The 20467-nt window shown below is 42.1% G+C and carries 21 protein-coding genes; 19 read left to right on the forward strand and 2 right to left on the reverse strand.

The genetic code is table 11. The annotated features are described in order from the left end of the window. Positions 1-282 precede the first annotated feature (282 nt). From AC13FX_RS08215 to AC13FX_RS08235, 5 genes are all read left to right on the forward strand, one after another. A complete protein-coding gene (locus AC13FX_RS08215) occupies positions 283-1182 on the forward strand; it encodes a carbon-nitrogen hydrolase family protein (protein ID WP_482880066.1) in 900 nt (299 codons plus the stop codon). A 178-nt stretch (positions 1183-1360) separates the two neighbouring features. Continuing rightward, the gene (locus tag AC13FX_RS08220; RefSeq protein WP_482880067.1) at positions 1361-1927 is read left to right on the forward strand and encodes a DUF4256 domain-containing protein; all 567 of its coding nucleotides are present in this window, start codon (positions 1361-1363) and stop codon (positions 1925-1927) included. Positions 1928-2069: 142 nt separating this feature from the next. Continuing rightward, positions 2070-2456 carry a DoxX family protein gene (locus AC13FX_RS08225; RefSeq protein ID WP_482880068.1) on the forward strand — a complete coding sequence of 129 codons (387 nt, stop codon included), beginning with the start codon at positions 2070-2072 and terminating at the stop codon, positions 2454-2456. A 47-nt stretch (positions 2457-2503) separates the two neighbouring features. Further along, on the forward strand, positions 2504-3169 hold the full coding sequence (locus tag AC13FX_RS08230) for a potassium channel family protein (RefSeq protein ID WP_482880069.1): 666 nt from the start codon (positions 2504-2506) through the stop codon (positions 3167-3169). Positions 3170-3334: 165 nt separating this feature from the next. After that, positions 3335-4171 (forward strand): universal stress protein, encoded by an 837-nt coding sequence (locus tag AC13FX_RS08235; RefSeq protein ID WP_482880070.1) that lies wholly within the window; start codon positions 3335-3337, stop codon positions 4169-4171. Between the two features lie 63 nt (positions 4172-4234). Here the strand turns inward: AC13FX_RS08235 and AC13FX_RS08240 are convergent, their stop codons facing one another. After that, entirely contained in the window at positions 4235-4774 is a 540-nt protein-coding gene (locus tag AC13FX_RS08240; protein ID WP_482880071.1) for a hypothetical protein, read from the reverse strand. A 165-nt stretch (positions 4775-4939) separates the two neighbouring features. On the opposite strand from AC13FX_RS08240, the gene AC13FX_RS08245 reads away from it, so the two are divergent. From AC13FX_RS08245 to AC13FX_RS08265, 5 genes are all read left to right on the forward strand, one after another. Beyond that, the gene (locus AC13FX_RS08245) at positions 4940-5179 is read left to right on the forward strand and encodes an SEC-C metal-binding domain-containing protein (protein WP_482880072.1); all 240 of its coding nucleotides are present in this window, start codon (positions 4940-4942) and stop codon (positions 5177-5179) included. Positions 5180-5286: 107 nt separating this feature from the next. Continuing rightward, complete coding sequence (locus tag AC13FX_RS08250; protein ID WP_482880073.1) at positions 5287-7551, forward strand: sugar-binding protein; 2265 nt, start codon at positions 5287-5289, stop codon at positions 7549-7551. A 71-nt stretch (positions 7552-7622) separates the two neighbouring features. Further along, positions 7623-7919, forward strand: a complete 297-nt coding sequence (locus tag AC13FX_RS08255; RefSeq protein WP_482880074.1) for a hypothetical protein — start codon at positions 7623-7625, stop codon at positions 7917-7919. Beyond that, positions 7912-8622 (forward strand): ZIP family metal transporter, encoded by a 711-nt coding sequence (locus AC13FX_RS08260; protein ID WP_482880075.1) that lies wholly within the window; start codon positions 7912-7914, stop codon positions 8620-8622. Before AC13FX_RS08255 ends, AC13FX_RS08260 begins: the two co-directional genes overlap by 8 nt. A 153-nt stretch (positions 8623-8775) precedes the next feature. Next, a complete protein-coding gene (locus AC13FX_RS08265) occupies positions 8776-10242 on the forward strand; it encodes an SDR family oxidoreductase (RefSeq protein ID WP_482880076.1) in 1467 nt (488 codons plus the stop codon). Between the two features lie 25 nt (positions 10243-10267). Here AC13FX_RS08265 and AC13FX_RS08270 read toward each other — a convergent pair whose 3' ends face one another. Further along, positions 10268-11386, reverse strand: a complete 1119-nt coding sequence (locus AC13FX_RS08270) for a 4-phosphoerythronate dehydrogenase (protein WP_482880077.1) — start codon at positions 11384-11386, stop codon at positions 10268-10270. Positions 11387-11437: 51 nt separating this feature from the next. Between AC13FX_RS08270 and AC13FX_RS08275 the strand changes: the two genes are divergently transcribed. From AC13FX_RS08275 to AC13FX_RS08315, 9 genes are all read left to right on the forward strand, one after another. Then, positions 11438-12781 (forward strand): thymidine phosphorylase, encoded by a 1344-nt coding sequence (locus AC13FX_RS08275; RefSeq protein WP_482880078.1) that lies wholly within the window; start codon positions 11438-11440, stop codon positions 12779-12781. Between the two features lie 75 nt (positions 12782-12856). Next, entirely contained in the window at positions 12857-13609 is a 753-nt protein-coding gene (locus tag AC13FX_RS08280; protein ID WP_482880079.1) for a PspA/IM30 family protein, read from the forward strand. 12 nt (positions 13610-13621) lie between these two features. Further along, entirely contained in the window at positions 13622-14128 is a 507-nt protein-coding gene (locus tag AC13FX_RS08285; protein WP_482880080.1) for a PspA/IM30 family protein, read from the forward strand. Beyond that, a complete protein-coding gene (locus AC13FX_RS08290; protein WP_482880081.1) occupies positions 14125-15009 on the forward strand; it encodes a hypothetical protein in 885 nt (294 codons plus the stop codon). The genes AC13FX_RS08285 and AC13FX_RS08290 overlap by 4 nt, the downstream gene beginning before the upstream one ends. A gap of 2 nt (positions 15010-15011) precedes the next feature. Beyond that, positions 15012-15791 carry an enoyl-CoA hydratase/isomerase family protein gene (locus tag AC13FX_RS08295; protein ID WP_482880082.1) on the forward strand — a complete coding sequence of 260 codons (780 nt, stop codon included), beginning with the start codon at positions 15012-15014 and terminating at the stop codon, positions 15789-15791. A gap of 88 nt (positions 15792-15879) precedes the next feature. Beyond that, positions 15880-17157, forward strand: coding sequence for a hemolysin family protein (locus AC13FX_RS08300; protein ID WP_482880083.1), 1278 nt, complete (start codon positions 15880-15882; stop codon positions 17155-17157). An 81-nt stretch (positions 17158-17238) separates the two neighbouring features. Beyond that, positions 17239-18951: an ATP-binding protein gene (locus AC13FX_RS08305; RefSeq protein ID WP_482880084.1), complete on the forward strand. Its 1713-nt coding sequence runs from the start codon at positions 17239-17241 to the stop codon at positions 18949-18951. A gap of 137 nt (positions 18952-19088) precedes the next feature. Next, complete coding sequence (locus tag AC13FX_RS08310; protein ID WP_482880085.1) at positions 19089-19700, forward strand: SatD family protein; 612 nt, start codon at positions 19089-19091, stop codon at positions 19698-19700. Between the two features lies 1 nt (position 19701). Then, positions 19702-20466, forward strand: a complete 765-nt coding sequence (locus AC13FX_RS08315; RefSeq protein WP_482880086.1) for a DUF3307 domain-containing protein — start codon at positions 19702-19704, stop codon at positions 20464-20466. Position 20467: the final 1 nt, after the last annotated feature.

Below are 20467 nucleotides of genomic sequence, written 5' to 3' on the forward strand. Positions count from 1 at the left end.
TTATTTTAAAAAAGAAAGGCTGCCTGAGATCATTCAGGTAGCCTTTCTTATAAAAGTTAATATTTACCTCATAATGTGGTTCTTGAGTTCAGATAATTGACCTAAATGCGCCGATTTATCGCACATCCGACATTAAAGACGCTGGTGCTAGCCTGGTGATAACTTTGTTATTGACCCCGGATTATCCATATTGCCTTTAATGCTAAACGATGCCGACTCCTGTTGTTTAGATAAACCAAACTAAAAGGAGTTTAGCTTTATTGCCGGAGGGCAGGTGTTAAAATGAAAAATATCATAAAAGTAGCAGCTGCACAGCTTACCCCGGTATTTCTAAACAAGGAGGAAACAGTTGAAAAGGCTTGCAAGGCGATCATTGATGCTGGTGAACATGGTTGTAAGTTGATCGTATTTCCGGAAGTGTTTATTCCAGGATATCCGGATTGGGTATGGTTGGTTCAAAATAGTAATGGACAGGCATTAAGTGATCTGTATATACAACTTGTCGAAAATGCGGTTTCCATTCCGGATAATGCAACTGAGGAACTCTGTAAAGCTGCAAGATCAGCAGGAATAAACGTTGTAATGGGTATGCATGAGCGAAACACTGAAAAAAGCAATGCCAGTTTATACAATTGCCTCTTGTTTATCAGTGATGAGGGCATAGTTATGGGAAAACATCGCAAGCTGATCCCAACAGGTGGAGAACGACTTATATGGGGACATGGAGATGGAACAACACTGAGATCATATGCCACTTCAGCAGGTATAATTGCAGGTTTGATCTGCTGGGAAAACTTTATGCCGTTGGCAAGAAATAAGATCTATGAAGCAGGTACTCAAATCCTGGTTTCACCAACCTGGGATAAAAGTCCGAATTGGCTGCAATCTATGCAGTACATTGCCCGGGAAGGCGGGATGTTTGTCATTAGTAGCTGTATGGCACTTAGAATGAATGATATTCCGGATACCTACGAATTCAAGAAACTCTATCCGGAAGGCAGGGAATGGATAAATGTGGGCAACAGTGCCATTATTGGACCTGATGGCAAGATCTTAGCGGGACCATTGGAAGCAGAAGAAGGCATTATTTATGCAGAAATTGATCTTTCACAGATCATTGCTGCAAAGCGCATGTTTGATGTTGTAGGTCACTACGCCCGTCCAGATGTATTTAGATCTTAAAGCTCATTGCTGGAGTAAAAAAAACAATTACCTGTAAGGAATCATCATACTTTAAGCTACCTGGGGAAAATCTTGTAGATAAGCTAAATTTAAACTTTATTAAAACTTGAACACACTGCCTAACATGAGGTTAAGATCATCTTCCTTAGCTATTAAATAACCCAAAAAGCATATTATCATGAGCAGGAGCAAAAAACAGCTGTCACAAGAACAAAATGACGTTATAATCAGTGCGATCAGAACACGGTTTATGGAAAATATGGGTCGCCATAAAGATTTAGATTGGGAGGAAGTGGTTAAAAGGTTAAAAGAACATCCGGGCAAACTTTGGTCCCTGAATGAGATGGAACTTTCGGGTGGTGAACCGGACGTGGTTGGCAAGGATGAAGAAACCGGTGATATCATCTTTTTTGATTGCTCAGCTGAAAGTCCCAAAGGCCGAAGAAGTGTATGCTACGACCGGGAAGCTTTGGAATCCAGAAAAAAGTATAAACCCGAAAACACGGCCATGGATATGGCCAAAGCAATGGGAGTCGAGCTGTTGACAGAAGAAGAGTATGAGTTCCTTCAGTATTTTGGCCCTTTTGATACCTCAACTTCGAGCTGGCTCAAAACTCCTTCTGATGTAAGAGAACTTGGTGGAGCAATTTTTGGTGATCATCGCTTTGGCCGCACTTTCATTTATCATAACGGGGCTGAATCCTATTATGCTGCCAGGGGATTTCGTAGCAAACTGACTGTTTGAATCTGCTCATATCTTTAATTAGAAAGGTAAGGTTCAGGTACTTGTGAATAATTTGGTAAAATCGTTAACTACCGCCATATTCCTGATCGAGATTCAAAGGTTCAGGATACCTTGCCATATTGCTATTTAAAAAACTCATCACATGATCAAAACAATATTAATTATTCTCTTAGGAGTGTTCTTTCTCATCAACGGGATCAATCACTTTTACAACTCTCATATGATACGTGAGTATGCAGAAAAGAGAGGGCTTATTGAACCAAGGGTCATGGTATTCCTGAGTGGTTTATTGCTCATATTTGGAGGACTTAGCATGATAACCGGTTATTTTATCATTGAAGGAATGATCGGTTTGTGCATATTCATGGCCATTGCAGCATTTTCCATTCATTCATTCTGGAAAGAGGAAGACCGTGAGGATAAGATGATGGAATTCATGAACTTTGTGAAGAACTGGGCCATCATCTTTGAGCTGGTTTACCTTACGACAACGGTAGAAAGCAAATTTGGCTTTCTATCATTTGGATAGTATTTCGTTGAGATATGGGGAATAGCAGCCATAACATATTGAAGGTCATGACCATTTTCTTGCAGGAAAAGAAATATGAACTCTTATTCCTGGGCCTGATGCAACATTTGTTTGTGGGTATCTTTGTCCATGATTTTGAATTTTATGTACGGATTTTGTGGCCTGTCAATATGGTCATATTAGCTATTTTGTCGACCGGCTTGTTTCTTGACACTGATCATTGGCTCAAGCGTTTGAGAATCCCACTCTATCTTGCGGTCATTTTATTTCCGATCGGTTTAACTTTCTTTGGTGACCTGCCCGGTTATATTAATGCGCTGAGTATTGCCTATATACTTTTCTTTCTGGTACTCTTCATTCAGGTATTCAGATATATGATCCGACCCTCATATATCAATATTGATCTTATCACGTCTGCAGTTTGTGGCTTCCTATTGCTGATCGAAATATTTGTGTTTGTTTCTTACCTGATGATCCACCTGGATCCACAAGCCTTCACAAATGTAAACCTGAACGATCAACCTTCCATGTTTACAGATCTGGTTTATTACAGCTCCATTACGCTTACGACCATAGGATATGGTGATATTTCGCCTGTTAGTCACCAGGCAAAACTGGTGTCTGCAGTATTTGGCATTGCAGGACAGCTTTATCAGATCCTTCTTGTTGGGGTTCTGATCAGTAAATTTACCGCTAAAAGTGACAACAGATAAATCGGTAAACGACTTGTTCATTATTGGGGATCGGTATGCGTAAATATCAGGGATATGCAGTATGATATGATTGTAAAAATAGGGGTATCACTTACATAATAAGTAAGTGGAATTACATATTCTAAATGAAGTAGATCTTGAGTCATATAATGTAATTCCTTTGTTATGAAAACAATCAACAGAATACTGCTGCTAACCGACTTTTCTGATGTAGCTGAACACGCGACCTCATATACAAAATTCATTGCAGGAAAGGTGAAAGCTGAAGTTGATATACTTCACATTATAAACACCCCGGTAGATTGGTCTAAACTGCCATTGGATAAGGAAAAACTGTACCCGGAAGTAAAAGCTGAGATCGGAATGAGCCGGGCAAAGCTATCAGAAATGGTTATGGATTTCTCAAAACAGGATATACATGCAGTTGAATCATTAGTATTCAATTTGGGAGTTGAAAATATTCCTCAGCATATTGAGAATGATAAATATGATCTCATAATTATGGGGTCACATGGTACAAAGGGGATCAACCCCTTCTCAATTGGATCAAACGCTCAAAGTGTGATACGAAAGGCCCGAATCCCCGTTTTGGTGGTTAAGAAGGCTCCTGATGAGAATACCATAAAGCGGATCGTAATGGCTACAACTTTTGAAGAAGATCAAAGAGCATATTATAAGCAAATGATGAACTATGCTTCAGACCTAAAGGCTGATGTCGATCTGCTTTATATCAATACTCCTTATAATTTTAGGGAAACAGAGGAGATCGAAAATATGCATGCATTCTTCTGTGAAGGGTATCCGGTGAAAAGCTGTAAAAAACATCATGTTGATGCATATAATGAGGAAAGGGGGATCCTGTATTTTATGGAAAATACCGATGCTGATATATTCGCCATTGCTAAAATGGACAAGTCAAAATTGACCGGTCTTTTTTCACCCAGTTTGAGTGAAGCTGTTGTCAGTCACCTCGATAGTGCAGTATTGGTTTTCCATATCTAAATAAAAAAGAAAGCCCGGATCAATGGGCTTTCTTTCAATAACAGGTTCTTAAAATTATCTCACTTACATTCCCTCTGGCAGTTCTGCTGACCATTGACGTACGTTCGTAAGAATGCCGCTATCGAAAGTGAATTCCTCAAATAATCTGACACGCGAGACGGATCCATCTTTCATGTACATCATCTCACGGGAATCGACCAGGACCTTGACCAGGTCGGTACCAACAACCCTTAGAGGGATTACAGCATCCATTTCCCATGTCACTGAATCAAGGCCTGCGAACATGCCTTCAAAGGCGGCTTGTGTAAGTAATTGAGTAGAGCCATCGATCATTATCATTGATACTGTATCAGCAGAAAATTCCCATATACCTTCCGCATCCATTTGATTGAATCTCTCTACGATGGTCATAAAAGTATCCATTTCAGCACCGGTGGCTATAGCAAATTCACTGCCACTTAGTTCCCCGTTCATGATCATTCCTCCTGTGGCAGGTTCCTGCTGCACAGTAGTTTGCTGAGACTCTGCAGGTTGTTGAGGCTGGCAAGCTACAAGTGCTAGCATACAAATTAATATCCCGGCAGATAGTTTTAAATTTTTCATATGTACCCATTTAATTAATATTTATTTCACTGTTTGTTACAATAATAAAATGAGCTGTGGAATTGAATTAGAATTTAAAATGAGCTGAAATAGGAGGTATTTATTTTTCAGATTCCCTGAATCTTACTACATTGAATTATATGTCAATCTAATCTCTCTATGATCATGACTAAAAAGCTACAACGAAACGATCCATGTCACTGCGGAAGTGGTAAGAAGTACAAGAACTGCTGTATGGAAAAAGACAAGAATAAACTGTCGTCCAAACTTGGGGTTGCGGGGTTGGTCGTGATCGTTTTGCTTGGACTTTGGTTTTGGGGGACTGCGATGTCTAATGAAAGTGCCGGAGTTCCAAATTGTCCTGCCGGAGAGCAGTGGTCAGAGGCTCATCAGCATTGTCATTGATCCAAAGGTTTAAATTGTAACCTATTCTTTTATAAATTTTATAAAATGTAGCACTCATAAACCGATATTATCTCACGGGCTAATCCTAAGAGAAGAAATATAAGTTTATGAATCAGGCCGGTTATCGTTTTGCATTGTTTTTTGTATCCATGATATATGGTATTCTGGTGCCTGACCCGGGCTGGACACAGATTCAGCGATCCTTTAACTATGAGCCGGTTGAGATCGGGGCTGATTTTGCCATCAATGGCCGAATGGACGACCCTGCCTGGGACAGAGCTGAGCCAACTCTGTTATTATATCAGCGGCAGCCTAATGACCAGGAACCCGCACCAGTGGAAACCAGGGTTAAGGTGCTTTACAGTAAAGATCACCTGTATATTGGGTTTGAGAGCGATGATCCTGATCCTTCAAGGATAAGAGCCAATGTAACCGACCGGGATGGTTTTTTTGGGGATGATTATGTTGGTGTGATCCTGGATACTTATAGCAATAATCAACAGGCATACGAATTTGTTGTGAACCCATTGGGAATTCAGATGGATGCCACCAGAACAGCCACCTCAGAGGATTTTAGTTTTGATGCCCTATGGTATTCAGAAGCATCTATCACTGAAACAGGTTTTTCGGCGGTTATGAAGATCCCCTTCAAGAGTTTTAATTTTCCGGACCGAAATATTCAAAACTGGGCTATTCAATTCATAAGAAATTACCCACGGAAGAACCGCTACCAGCTCTCCTGGACCAACGTCAGTATGGACAACCCATGCCTGCTTTGCCAAAGTGGTGAACTGAGTAATATTAAGGATATTGACAAAGCTAAAACGGTTGAGATCCTGCCCTATGCTGCAGCTACTCACCGAGGCGCGCTCGTTGATCCAAATAATGGGGATTCAGGTTTTGATAATGAAAGGATTCATGCCAAGGCGGGGGGAAGTATATCCTATTCACCGACCACAAACAGTTCCTTGGAAGTAGTGGTAAATCCGGATTTTAGTCAGATAGAAACGGATGCTTCACAGATAAGCGTAAATGAAACCTTTGCTCTCTATTTTTCTGAAAAGAGGCCGTTTTTTGTAAAAGGGGCAGATCTCTTTAGTACAAGGGAAAACCTGTATTACTCAAGAACCATCAATAATCCCTTTGCTGCTGCAAAATTTACCCGTGCGACCAATAGTTTTAGTATTGCATTCCTTTCTGCCTACGACCGGGAAGCTCCTTTCATCGTTCCGGGTAGAGAAAGGAGCTCTCAGGTTCAGACCAATATGAATGCATATAATAACATCATCCGGGGAAAGTATAATCTGGGGGAGGAATCACATGTAGGAACTCTGATCACTACACGGAATTATGAAGGAGGTCATAACTATGTTGGAGGTTTGGACTGGGCTCTGGCAGTTGCACCAAATTACTATTTCCGAGGTCAAGCCGGATACTCCAATACGCGTGAACTGGATAATATGGGGCTTTTTTCAGATACCCGATCTTTGGGAAGTTCTTCATATGATGCAGCATTCAATGGTGAACAATTTGGAGGTACTTTATTAAGCACTGAATTCTCACGGGAGTCGAAGTATTACAATTTTTCATTTGATTATGAATCGTATTCACCGACCCTGCAAACACAATCCGGATTCATCAATAATGTCGACCGGCGTCAGATCGGATTCAGCCAGGGCATCTCTTATTATCCGGATAATAATTATCTGTCTCAGGGTTCTTTAAGAGTAAGTGGAAACTGGCGGTACGACTTTGACGGGGAATTTCAGGAGCGGTTTATGTTTGTTCGTTTTGATAATAAACTGGTAGGACAGAACGATCTAAACATTAGATTTTTACCTCTCAATGATGAGCGGTTCAGAGGGCAGATGTTTCGCAACATTTATCGTGGAACCATCAGTTTCAGCTCCAATACCATGGATACCTTTTCTTTTGGAGGAAGTTTTGAATATGGAAGAAATATCAACCGTTCACAGGTTCCAACCGTAGGCATTGGATATAACATCTCTGCAGATGCCACTGTTAAACCAACTCCGCGTTTCAGAATGACACTGAACTATAACTACTCCAAACTATCAGAGGAAGGAGGATCCCAAACATATTACAGCGGTGATATCTACCGGTTAAATACCCGCTATAATTTCACCAAGCGATTGTTTGCCCGCCTCATCACTGAGTATAACTCCTTTAGTGAGGAAGTTCAGATCTACCCGCTTTTATACTATAAGGCTAATGCATTTACAAAGTTCTATATCGGTATGACAAGTTATCACACTGATTTTTATGATAATTCTGCCAACCGATCATATTGGGGATTCAGACAGACACAAAGAGAGTTCTTTGTGAAATTTCAGTACCTGATCCGCAGTTAGAAGCGTTTCATTTATTGGGCTTGAGCTCATACCGTGTTCAGGGTATATTCAGGGAAATAATCCACTGCTAAATGAACCTACTCTTTAAAAAGCCGTTGATCGGGCTAATTATCTCCATTGTTATTGCTGTGTGTCCGTTGATACTTGTCTGGTCAGTAGACTTGATCGCTGATCTAAACGGGTGCAGCCTGAATGAGGGATCGATTCAACCGTGCATCGTTGCAGGTATGGATATTGGCGGTGTACTTTATAGTATTTTCATGTCTGGCTGGTATCTGTTCATCACCTTTCCAATTGGGGCCGTACTCTTTTTTGGTTCCTTGATTTGGCTGGCAAGTTCCATAAACAAAATGATCTCTAATGAATGAGATTACTACTATTCTATTATTTTCCTGGCTAGCTGGAATTACGGCTTTCCTAGGAGGCGTTATTTCTCATTACGAACAAACCATAGAATCGAAGAACAAAGATGAATTTGTTCATGGTGTGATGGCCTTTGGAGGAGGTATATTGGTAGCGGCCGTTGCCTTTTCACTGGCTCCTGAGGCAATGAATACGCTTTCACCAATATTACTTTGCATCACCTTTTTGGGTGGAGGAATGACATTTGGCTTGATCGACCGATACCTTTCCTCCAAAGGTGGCAGTAAGGCGCAATTTCTTGCCATGATCATGGATTTTGTTCCGGAAGCCCTTGCCATGGGGGCTCTATTCTCAAAAGATAGGAAGGCCGCAACTTTGTTGGCAGTTTTCATTGCTGCCCAAAATTTTCCCGAAGGTTTTAATTCCTTCAGAGAAATAACCTCTGATAAAGTAACGCCTAAGAAAACTTTGATCATATTATTGATCATTAGCTTATTGGGCCCGGTTGCAGCAATTCTAGGATATTACCTTCTTGTTGAAGTGCATTACATCACGGCCTCTATCATGAGTTTTGCGGCCGGGGGGATCTTATATCTAGTATTTCAGGATATTGCCCCAAAATCGTCTCTTAAAACACATTTTACTCCATCCATAGGTGCAGTAATTGGATTTTTATTGGGCATGATCGGTCAGCAAATACTCGGTTAATGAAGGCTGCAGCCTGATGGCTCAAACAATCCTTTCAAAATTAAATGCAAGTTGAGTCCAAACTGTTTACGTTCTCAATCATAATTCCGAACCTTTTTTGTAATTACTGTTGTTGTAGGTCGTAACTTGCTACTAAACAGAAGGGAAAAGAGATTGCAGCACAACAAAAAGATATTAGTAACGGGAGTAACAGGGTACATAGGTGGAAGGCTCGTGCCTCAGCTTCTAACCAAAGGATATGAAGTCAGGGTTCTTTCCCGTGATGCTGAACGCCTGGAAGGGCGAAACTGGATCAATGATGTGGAAGTCGTGGAGGGCGATGTATTACAGCCGGATTCTTTAAGCGGTGTCATGCAAGACGTTGATGTGGCTTATTATATGATCCACAGTATGAGTGGTAACAGCGATGCTGACTTCCATGAACGCGATATGCAGGCTGCCCGTAACTTTGGGGAAGCTGCTAAACAAAATGGCGTAGATCGTATCATTTATCTTGGCGGATTAGGCAATCAGGATGATGATCTGTCCGAACACCTTTCATCCAGGCAAAAAACCGGAGAAGTGTTAAGGAGATCAGGAGTAGCTGTTACTGAATTTCGGGCAGCAATCGTTGTAGGTTCAGGGAGCAAGTCATTTGAAATGATACGTTACCTGACAGAAAGGGTGCCCATCATGATCAGTCCTAAGTGGGTATACAGTAAAGTTCAACCCATTGCCATTCGAAATGTGCTACAATATTTGGTTCTTGCCATAGAAAAACCGGAAACAAAAGATCAGATCATTGAAATAGGTGGAAGCAGTATTATTACCTATGCAGATATGATGAAGGTGTATGCGGAGATCAAAGGGCTCAAAAGACTGCTGATACCAGTTCCGTTTCTTTCCCCGGCGCTTTCATCACACTGGGTCCACTGGATGACGCCGGTCCCTGCCTCACTTGCCCGACCATTGATCGAGGGGCTTAAAAATGATGTGCTGGTTCAAAATGATAAAGCAGGAAGATTGTTTCCGGAAGTTCAGCCAATTTCCTATCGAAAAGCGGTTGAATTGGCACTTTCCAGACTTGATACCGATGAAGTGGAAACTACCTGGAATGATGCCCTTATCAGCAGCAAGGGTGATGAACGTCCGGTTATTCTGGAGGCAAAAGAAGGTTTGATCATTGAAAGAAGAATTCGAAAGCTGGATGTTTCACAGAAAAGGATATTTGATGTATTTACGAGCCTTGGCGGTGAAAAAGGATGGCTTACCTTTGAGTGGGCCTGGAAATTGCGTGGTATTCTGGATCGACTCGTGGGCGGGGTTGGGTTTAGAAGGGGACGAAGACATCCCAAAAAACTACGCATCGGGGATGCCTTGGATTTCTGGAGGGTGGAAGCGCTAAAACCGGGAGAGTTACTCAGGCTAAGGGCTGAAATGAAAGTACCCGGTCGGGCATGGCTGGAATTTCAGGCAAACAGTGAGGAAGGATCCGGTAAAACCAAACTTGTTCAAACGGCTTATTTTGCACCAAAAGGACTATTCGGTTTACTGTATTGGTACGCCTTGTATCCGATCCATCTATTCGTCTTTTCTTCAATGATCGATAGCATTGCGAGGGAAGCAGAATCTGGGAAGTGAATTGGTTGGTCTAAACCTATGCCACTTATGGTACTGGTTTTATACCAAGCTTTTTAAGCTCTTTAAACTCATTCAGTAAATCATTCCTAATTTTCAAGAATGAGTATTCATATCTATATGGCCACTCATTTCTCAGATTTTGAAAAAGGATACCCTTATCTGGCCTACCTTTTAGGTCACGCAACGCTGCATCATATCCCATGATGGGGTGGAGTCGGGTGATCAGTTTAGTGAGATCATATTGAATGTGTGCCAGATCTTCTGTCTTTGAAATATTTCTGAGTTCCGGAGCAGATCGGGGCAGGTCAAAGAAATCAGCCAGCTCATCACAGATCATTTTGGTGGCATTGATCTTTGCCTGCTCAGAATAACCGGCAATATGCGGGGTAGCAATGAATGCCTGATCCGCTATTTTAGTATTAAAGTCGGGTTCGCCTTCCCAGACATCCAGTACAAAACTGTCAACCCTAGCCTGTAATTTAGCTTCCAGCAAGGCTTTCTCGTCTACGACGCCACCCCTTGATGCATTGATGACCAACTGGTAATCATGGGCCCTAAGTTTTGATCGATCCAGCCAATGGTAGGTGGGATGCTCACCTTTTCGGTTCAAGGGAACGTGAAAGGTTAGAATGTCGCAGTCGAGGACTTCTTCCAAAGTAGCAGATGAAAAACCTGAATCCCTGATCTCTCTTGGTGGATCATATGCCACACATTCAATATCAAAATCAGAGAGCAGGTCGATCACAGCACTTCCAGCCTTACCAACACCAACCACACCCACCTTTCCGAATGTCTTTTCAGGATTATTTTTTTCTTTCCAAAGCAACAGTGCCGTCATAACATACTCAGCCACAGATCGGGCGTTGCATCCGTTAGCACTGGAAAGTTTTTTAACGCCTTCGGATTTCAGATACTCAATGTCAAGATGATCAGTTCCTGAAGAAGCTGTACCAATAAACTTCAGGGTCGATGGAATGTGAGGAAGCGTCTCCGCATTTATGTGAGTAACTGTGCGAACTAGAAGGGCATCAAGTCCTTGAAGGTCCGGTATTCCTTTAGATGGGTCGTACAGATGAAGGTGTACATTCGGTGGGATCAGTTCTTTAATTTTATAAAGATTTTGATCGGCTGCTGCGTGTATCAAAAAATCTGATTTGAGTGAGAAAATAAGTGTTTGAAAGCCTATACTTGGATAATGGAATCAAAATATAATATAGTTTCGATCATACGCAAAAAACGGGATGGAGAAACCCTCCTGAACGAAGAAATTAAATATCTCATCGATCGGTATACGGCCGATGAAATACCCGATTATCAGATCAGCGCTTTTCTGATGGCTTGTTTCCTCAATGGATTAAATGATGAAGAGTCGGCAGCTCTGACCAAATCGATGCTGCATTCAGGAGAAATAGTGGATCTGTCTGAAATTGAAGGTAAAAAGGTTGATAAACACTCAACCGGAGGTGTGGGAGATAAACTTTCACTGATACTTGCACCTATTGTGGCTTCAGCCGGGGTTCCGGTGCCGATGATCTCGGGCCGGGGTTTGGGGCATACCGGAGGCACGCTTGATAAACTGGAGTCCATTCCCGGATTTACTGTAGACATGGACCTATCCCGCTATAAAGAGATCATAGGAAAACACAATCTTGTACTTGCAGGGCAGACCGCTGAGATCGCACCGGCGGATAAGAGATTGTATGCCCTTCGAGATGTTACTGCCACGGTAGAATCTATCCCACTGATAGCCGGAAGTATCATGAGTAAGAAGCTGGCTGAGGGAATCGATGCCCTGGTGCTGGATGTAAAAGCCGGATCCGGAGCTTTCATGAAAACCAAAGATGATGCCATCAAACTCGGTGAAGCCCTGGTCGGAATTGGGACACAGTTTGAAAAAGAAACGATAGCCTATGTTACAAACATGAATCAGCCATTAGGTTATAAGATCGGTAACTGGCTGGAAGTGGAAGAATGTATTGACTCAATGCATGGAAATGGTCCGGATGATATCATGGAGATCACGCACCTTTTGGCCGGAACCATGATCTATTTGGGTGATAAGGCTGAATCCGTGAAGGAAGGTATTGAGATCAGTAAACAACAGATTCAGAATGGTGAAGCTTTTCAGAAATGGCTGGATATTGTAGAGGAACAGGGTGGCGATACCGAAGTAATCATTTATCCGGGCAAATACCCAAAGGCTCAATATGAATTTGAGATCAAAGCTCATAAGTCCGGTTACCTGTCTGAAATGAATTCCTATGAGATCGGGATGGCTTCAGTTCAAATGGGAGCCGGGAGAAGAAAGAAAGAAGATGATGTGGATCCACAGGCAGGAATCGATCTAAAAAAGAAAATCGGTGACAAAATTGAGAAAGGTGAAACAATTATGGTGGGTTATACGAACAACCCATCAGCTATTGAGGTTGCAAGTGATCAATTGATCGATGCAGTAACGATAGCTGAAACTAAACCCGAAACGGTGAATTTGATCAGTCATATCATTGATAAAGACGGCAGCAGGGCATTTGAGCTTTAACTGCTTGAAAAACACTAATAATCGGTTAATTTAGTTTGTAGATTAACAGGGCATTAAAAAATAAAGGAAAGTATTATGTTTCAACGATTTATCCGCGCAATAAAATCTATGTTCGGTGGCTTGATAAGCTCAATTGAGGATCCAAAACTCATTTTAGAGCAAAATATCCGGGAAATGAACGATCAGATCCCTCAAATGAATGACAACATTGCCACGGTCAAAGCTAACCTTCTGATGCTTCAGAAAGAGCTGAATCGCAATGAAAAGCAGATACAGGATCTTACCAATAAAGTAAGATCAGCTATTCAGGCAGATAGGGATGACATAGCAGAGAATTATGCGCTTCAACTTGAGAAAGCGAAGGAAAGCTTGGTACATACCAAAGAACAATTAGAATTTGCTGAACGTGCTTATGAAAAGGCACTTAAAGTGAAGAAAGTGTTCATGAAAGAAAAAGATCGCAAGATCCAGGAGGCCAAGGAAGCCCTTCGCGCCAGTGAACGTTCAGAATGGCAGGCTAAGATCGCGGATACCCTGGAGCAGTTCGAGGTAGGGGGTATCGATCAGACCCACGATGAAATGATCAATCGTCTGAATGAACGATCAGCCAAAAACGAAGCCCGTATGGAGATCGCATTGGATAGTATCGACACTGAAACGATGGAAATTGAAGCGAATGCTGAGAAACTTCGTGCCAAATCATTGGTGGAGCAATTCAAAATGGAGATGGGTGAGAAGAGTGGTTCCATCAATATAGATGAGGAAGAACCGGCTAAAGAAAAGGACGGTTCCAAAACCATCGGCAACAAAGAGAAATCAGGCTCATAACAACGAAAAGCCATGAGTACCAAAGGAGAACAAGATCGCGAACGCCTCAAACAGGAATACAAAGACCATTATCGGCGTATTAAAGAGGCCAAGGAACGCCTGAAGCGAGCTGAGCAAAAAGGCAAGATCTCAGATGCCGTTCACAAAATGAATGCTGATAATCTGTTGGAGACCATGGATGAGTTTCTTGGCAAGGTTCGCGATAAGGTTACTCATGTTGAAGCCCGCCTTGATGTGGCTTTAGACAGCCTGGAAGACGAATCTTCAGAAGCCGCAAGTAAGATCAAAAAGGAAGAGCTGGATGAGGAAATGAAAAAGCAGCGGGCCAAGCAAACTCTTAAACAGGTTAAAGCCGAAATGGGAATGCTTTACAGTGAGATCGAAAAACATGCAGATGAGATCAAAACTGAGAAAACCATTGGTAGAAAAAGACCGGATACCCCAACTGATACTGAAAAAGATATCGACTCAGAAGCAGATTCAGATAAAACAGATAATTCACCGGATGTGAAGTTATGAGCGAAGAACTAAACATTAACTACACGCGCGAAGCATTCATGAACCCCATAAACCTTGGGGTATTACTGGTGTCTACGCTGACGGCATTTTTCATGAGTGGTTTCGGGGATGTTTCCAGCATTCTTTTAACCACCGTTTTTGGTATTGAGCTGATGTACCTGGGTATTGTACCCAAGTTGCCAAGATTCAGGAAAAAACTTGAGCTTAAAAAGATCAAGGAACGACATGCGGCCAATAATGAGAAGGAATTGTTTCAATCGCTGGATAATAAGTCGCAAAAGCGATTCCTGGTACTGAAACACCTGGCCAAGTTGGTACAGGAAAACTTTGAAAAATTACCGTACAGCTCTCAGGGATTGCTGGATAATATTGGCAAGAAGATAGATGAATTGTTGGGTAACTACCTGACTCTGCTTGACTTGATCAAGCGCTACGAAGTATATTTAAACACCTCATTGGAAAGCAACCTGAAAGAAGAGGTAAAGCGGCAGATCGAGGAGATCAAAGAGCTGGAATCAGAGAAGCTGAAGCGCACAAAAGCTCGGCGCGTAGCAATTATGCAGAAGCGACTTAAGAAATTCAGCGTTGCCAAAGAAAAATATCTGGTTTGTGAAACTCATCTTGAAACCATAGAAGATGCCGTCAGGTATATCTATGAGCAGTCTATGACCATGAGTAATCCTGAAGAGATCGGATTCCAACTGGACAACCTTCTGAACGAAGTTGAAGAAACTTCACAATTGATTGATGACCTAGATCAGGATATTTTACCTGAGTACAATAATGAATGGGAAAATGATATGGATTTTGATTCCATATTGGATGAACTCTCAGACGATGTTGAAACCGAAATCAAACCCACAAGGAAAGTTAAAGAATAAACATGGATCAGTCCTACGAAACGTTGCTTCTAGATGTTGATGAATCCGGAATTTGTACTCTAACCATAAATCGCCCCGATAAACTTAACGCACTCAATAATAAGGTGCTGGATGAACTGGATACCGCTGTTGATGCGATCAAAGATAATTATAAGATCAACGCATTGATCATTACCGGGGCTGGTGAAAAGGCCTTTGTAGCAGGAGCAGACATAAAGGAGCTGAGTTCACTCGATCCAGTTTCAGGAAAAAAAGTTTCAGAAAAAGGACAGCGTATCTTTCAAAAAATTGAAGACCTGACTATTCCAGTGATCGCTGCAGTGAACGGTTATGCTCTTGGTGGCGGATGTGAATTGGCTATGGCATGTCACTTAAGGATTGCATCTGAAAGTGCAGCGCTTGGTCTGCCCGAGGTTTCTCTAGGGTTGATACCCGGATATGGGGGAACCCAGCGGCTATCTGAATTGGCAGGTCGCGCCAAAGCCCTTGAATATATTATGACCGGGCGACAGGTTAAGGCAGATGAGGCCTTTGAGGTTGGCCTGGTAAATCAGGTTACCGAGACGGATCCTGTTGAAGAAGCCAAAGCTATGCTGGGTAAGATCTTAAAACAAGGCCCTGTAGCAATTAAAAATGCTATTCTGGCCGTAAAAGAAGCCAATTCCGATAATGGCTACGAAGCGGAAGCCCGTCTGTTTGGAGAATTATGTGGTACTGCTGATTTTAAAGAAGGTACCGGCGCATTTCTCGAAAAAAGAAAGCCAAATTTCTCCGGTAAATAAGAACGAATTATTTCTGAATGAAAGACGAACCTCCATCGGGTAGTTATAACACTTTTAAACGTTCATCAGCAGATTCAGGGGGATTACTATGACCGAATTTCTCCTGATCGTTGTAACCATCATTTTGAGCGGATTTTTTTCGGGTTCCGAAATTGCCTTTGTTACAGCCAACAAGCTAAAACTGGAAGTTGCCTCCCGGAAGAATAACTTTCTGGGTAACTCCATCGAGTTCTTTACCCGTAAGCCGGAAACCTTCCTAACAACGACACTGGTTGGAAATAACATAGTGAATGTACTGTATGCCACCTTTATGGCTATATTTTTAGTGGAACCCATACAAAGGTACAGTGAGGTCTGGTTCGGTATCATCCCAACTGACCTTGAGACCCTTTTGGTGCAAACTATTCTTGCCTCTGTGGTCATAATGCTGTTTGGTGAGATACTGCCCAAAGCCATTTTCCGGGCTTTGGCTGATAATATGATCACAGCGATCTCAGTCCCGCTTCGTATAGCCTATTATCTGTTCAGGCCACTGATCGAGATATCGAGAGGATCCTCAAATATTCTGATCAGGTTATTGGTTAAAGATGCTGAAGTTCCTGAAAACTATTATCGTCGACAGGATGTGGAGATGATATTCAAAGAACTGCGTGATGGCGGCGGCAGTGTAGATATTGATGAAGAAGATTCTGAGATCCTTCATAATGTACTGGAGCTATCCAATAAAAGGGTTAAAGACTCCATGATCCCCCGTATAGAGATCGAGGCGGTGGAAAAAGATACTTCTATTGATAACGTGCTTGATATGTTTATTCAAACAGGCCATTCAAAACTGCCGGTATATAAAGATTCTATTGATGATGTGATAGGAGTGGTATTTGCCCACGATTTCTTTCACGAACCCAAAAGCCTACATGAGATCATCAGGCCGGTAAAGCTGGTGCCTTCAAGCAAGAAATCGAATGACCTGCTTACAGAATTCAGGCAATCCAACATGTCTGTGGCTATTGTATTGGATGAATATGGAGGAACAGCAGGTATGGTCACAATCGAAGACCTTCTTGAAGAAGTAGTAGGTGATATTCAGGATGAGTATGATGTGGAAGATGAGATCATGAAGCAGCTGTCAGATAACAGTTTTGTGATAAGTGGTAATGTCGAGATCGCTGAACTTTGTGAAAAGTTTGAAATTATTGATCTTCCTGTGGAACCTTCTGAGTATGATACCGTAGCAGGCTACATCATAAATCATTTAGGGCGCATACCAAAGGTAAATGAGGAAGTGGTTATTGACGGAAATAAGTTCATTATCAGCAAAGCCACACCAAGTCGTATTGAAACGGTGAAGCTCGTATTAATCGATTGACAAAGTTACAAAGCGTCAAAGAATTTCATCACTTTGTAACATTGTCACTCAATCACTTTGTAACTCTGTAACTCAAATAACATGTTTGAACACTATCCGAAATGGTCGCAGGAATTTGCCAGGAAATACCTTAGCAGGACTATTAACCAGTTTATTATTCATGGGAATGTTCATGATCTGGTTCCGCTGAAAACTGAGGAAGGTACCAAGTTCAACAGGCTTAAGTCTTTTTTATCTGATGAATTCTTTGGAGCTCGCGACTTTGTGATCTTTTACGACCGGGCTTCCGGTATCTATTTCCGAGATAAGGAATCTCAGGCTGATTTCAATCAGGCGCTTGCAGGAAGAGACAGCCTGGTTGGTACTGACTTCGCGAATAAAATGCCTAAGGATCCTGTGAGAGTGATGTCGCTGCTGGAACAATATTTCCGTCTCCGACTCGACCAGAAGAAGAGTATTGGGTTGATCATTGATTATGCTGAGACCATAGTGCCAATGAGTGATGCGGCATCGATAGGTAATGAAGACCGGACTTCCATGGTTTACCTTTCAAGATGGGCACATGACCCTATGTTTCTGGCTTCTGACTTTACAACGGTTTTGATCACTGAAAACCTGGCTGATCTGAACAAGACTTTGGTACAGAATCCTTATACAAGTGATATAAAGATCAATATACCGGGAGATAAGGATCGTCTTGATTTCATCAAGTATGAAGCTGAAAATGATGAATGGAAAAATATTTCAAATGTGAAGCCTGAGATCGTGGCTCAGCAAACAGCCGGTCTGAACTTTGTGAATATTCGGAGTGTAATATCTCATGCCAGGGAAAATAAGGAAAAGATCACCTTTGAAGGATTATCTGAGTCCAAAAAAGAGCTCATAGAGGCAGAAGCATACGGGCTCCTGGAGTTTGTTGAAACACCTTACTCTCTGGATAACGTGGCCGGGCATACTCATGTAAAGAAACATCTTCGTCAGGCTGTTCAAGCCCTAAAAGCAGGGCGGCAGGATGTAATGCCAATGGGATATCTGGTGTGTGGGCCTGTTGGGACCGGTAAGACCTTTTTGGTTACCTGTTTTGCCAGTGAAGTTGGGATACCCATGGTTAAACTCAAGAACTTTCGAAGTCAATGGCAGGGAGTAACCGAAGGTAACCTGGAAAAGATTCTTTCTCTGCTTAAGGCAATGGCCCCTGTGGCTGTCATGATCGATGAAGCGGATGCTTACCTTGGTGATCGCGATGCAAGCGGTGACAGCGGCGTTTCAAGCCGGGTATTTTCGCAGATCGCAACCTTCATGAGTGATACGGCTAACAGAGGTCGCATCGTTTGGTTCTTAATGACTGCGAGGCCTGATCTCATGCCGGTCGACCTTAAGCGACAAGGCAGGGCTGAGGAACACCTTGCTTTATTCCCACCTCATACCAAGGAAGAAAGGGTTGAGTTATTTGAAGCAATGGCCAGAAAAACCGGCCTCAAGATGACAGAAAAATATATTCCTAAAGTTATTGAAAAGGGTGATAAGACTTTTTCGGGAGCTGATATGGAAGCGGCATTGACCAGGGCCAAGTTTCGAGCAGCCGCTGAGGGTCATGTTAAAGTTTCTCCTGAAACCCTGGATCTTGCCCTTGAAGATTTTCTCCCACCAACCTATCCGGAAGAGATAGAGCTGCAAACTCTAAGTGCGGTCATTGAATGTACGTCCAGGGAACTACTTCCGGAACGTTACAGGGATATGGACCGGGATGAGATCCTGTCTACTATTGATGAGCTTAGGTTCAGGGTAGGATAAGTTCATACTGCATGGCATTCTTTTAATAAGCCTGTATTCCATTTCTGAGAATTACATCGGCTATATCATCAATAAGAGTGAATACAGGCTTTAAAGCCGATAATTGATTTTATCGGATAAATAGCCTATAATTTAACATGATCAGTGTAATAACCGGTGATATCATCAATTCAAGAAAGGCGAAAGCTGAAAAGTGGCTGAAACCGCTTAAAGAAGCTCTCGATGAGATCGGTTCTTCCCCGAAAAGCTGGGAGATCTACCGGGGTGACAGTTTTCAAGCCGAGATCACCGATCCGAAACACGCCCTTCAACATGTTATTGATATCAAGGCGTCGGTAAAACAAGTGAAGGGGGTAGACGTACGTTTAAGCATTGGTATTGGTAACAAAACATTTGATGCTCCAAATATTACTGAATCGAATGGGGATGCTTTTGTTCGTTCTGGTGAAGCCTATGAACTCTTATTGACCGGTAAACAGAATATCATCGTGAAAACCCCTGATGCCGCCTTTGATGATGAAATAAATCTTTATTTGCGTTTGTTGCTTATTGCCATGGATAACTGGACCCCAAAATCGGCAGAATATGTGCGTATGAATTTGACAGGAGATCTGAAGCAAGAAGATATCGCCAAGAAATTGGGCATCACGCAGTCTTCGGTGAGTGAGCGACATAAGCGTGCATACATGGATGAAGTAAGAGCGGTGGAAGATCGATATCGGGAAATGCTAAGAAACCGGGAGTTTTGATATGACCGTTCTGCTTAAACTTATATTGGCTCATCTGGTCGGTGATTTTGGTCTTCAGTTCAAAAAATGGGTGGACCATAAGCACGAATATGGCATGAGATCAGTCTATTTGTATGTTCACGTAGTTATTCATGCTTTAATCACTTTACTTTTGTTGTGGCCGGAGATCAGTAAAGACCCAATGTATCTATGGATTCCCATGATCATTCTCATCACCCATTTTATAATTGATGCCGTCAAGCTTATGCTGTGGAAGAATACGGTACAGCAAAGCTATGAACAGAATACCAAAAATGAGCAGGTCCTCTTTTTTACGGATCAGTTTTTTCATCTGCTGGTGATATTCGGTATCTGGTTCTGGATCGATGAAGAGTCTTTTGGATTAATTACAATGCTTTTCAAACAGCAAAATCTGGTGCTACTTCTCTGTCTTTTTATGTTGACCCAACCATCTGCTATCATCATAAAGATGCTGATCGCAGGATGGCTCCCCGAAAACGAAAGCAAGGAGAAGAAAACTCTGGCCAATGCAGGAAAATTGATCGGGATATTGGAAAGACTCTTCGTCTTCGGATTTGTAGTAAGTGGAAATTGGTCGGGTATTGGTTTTTTATTAGCCGCTAAATCTGTTTTCCGTTTTGGTGATCTGAAGGAAAAAGAGGGGATAAAGCTTACAGAATATATCCTTATCGGTACCCTTTTAAGTTTCGGTTTGGCAATGCTGGTAAGTTTACTTTATCTAAAACTTATCGGTTTGTTAGGCTGAC

Source organism: Gracilimonas sp. B-17 (assembly GCF_056857935.1).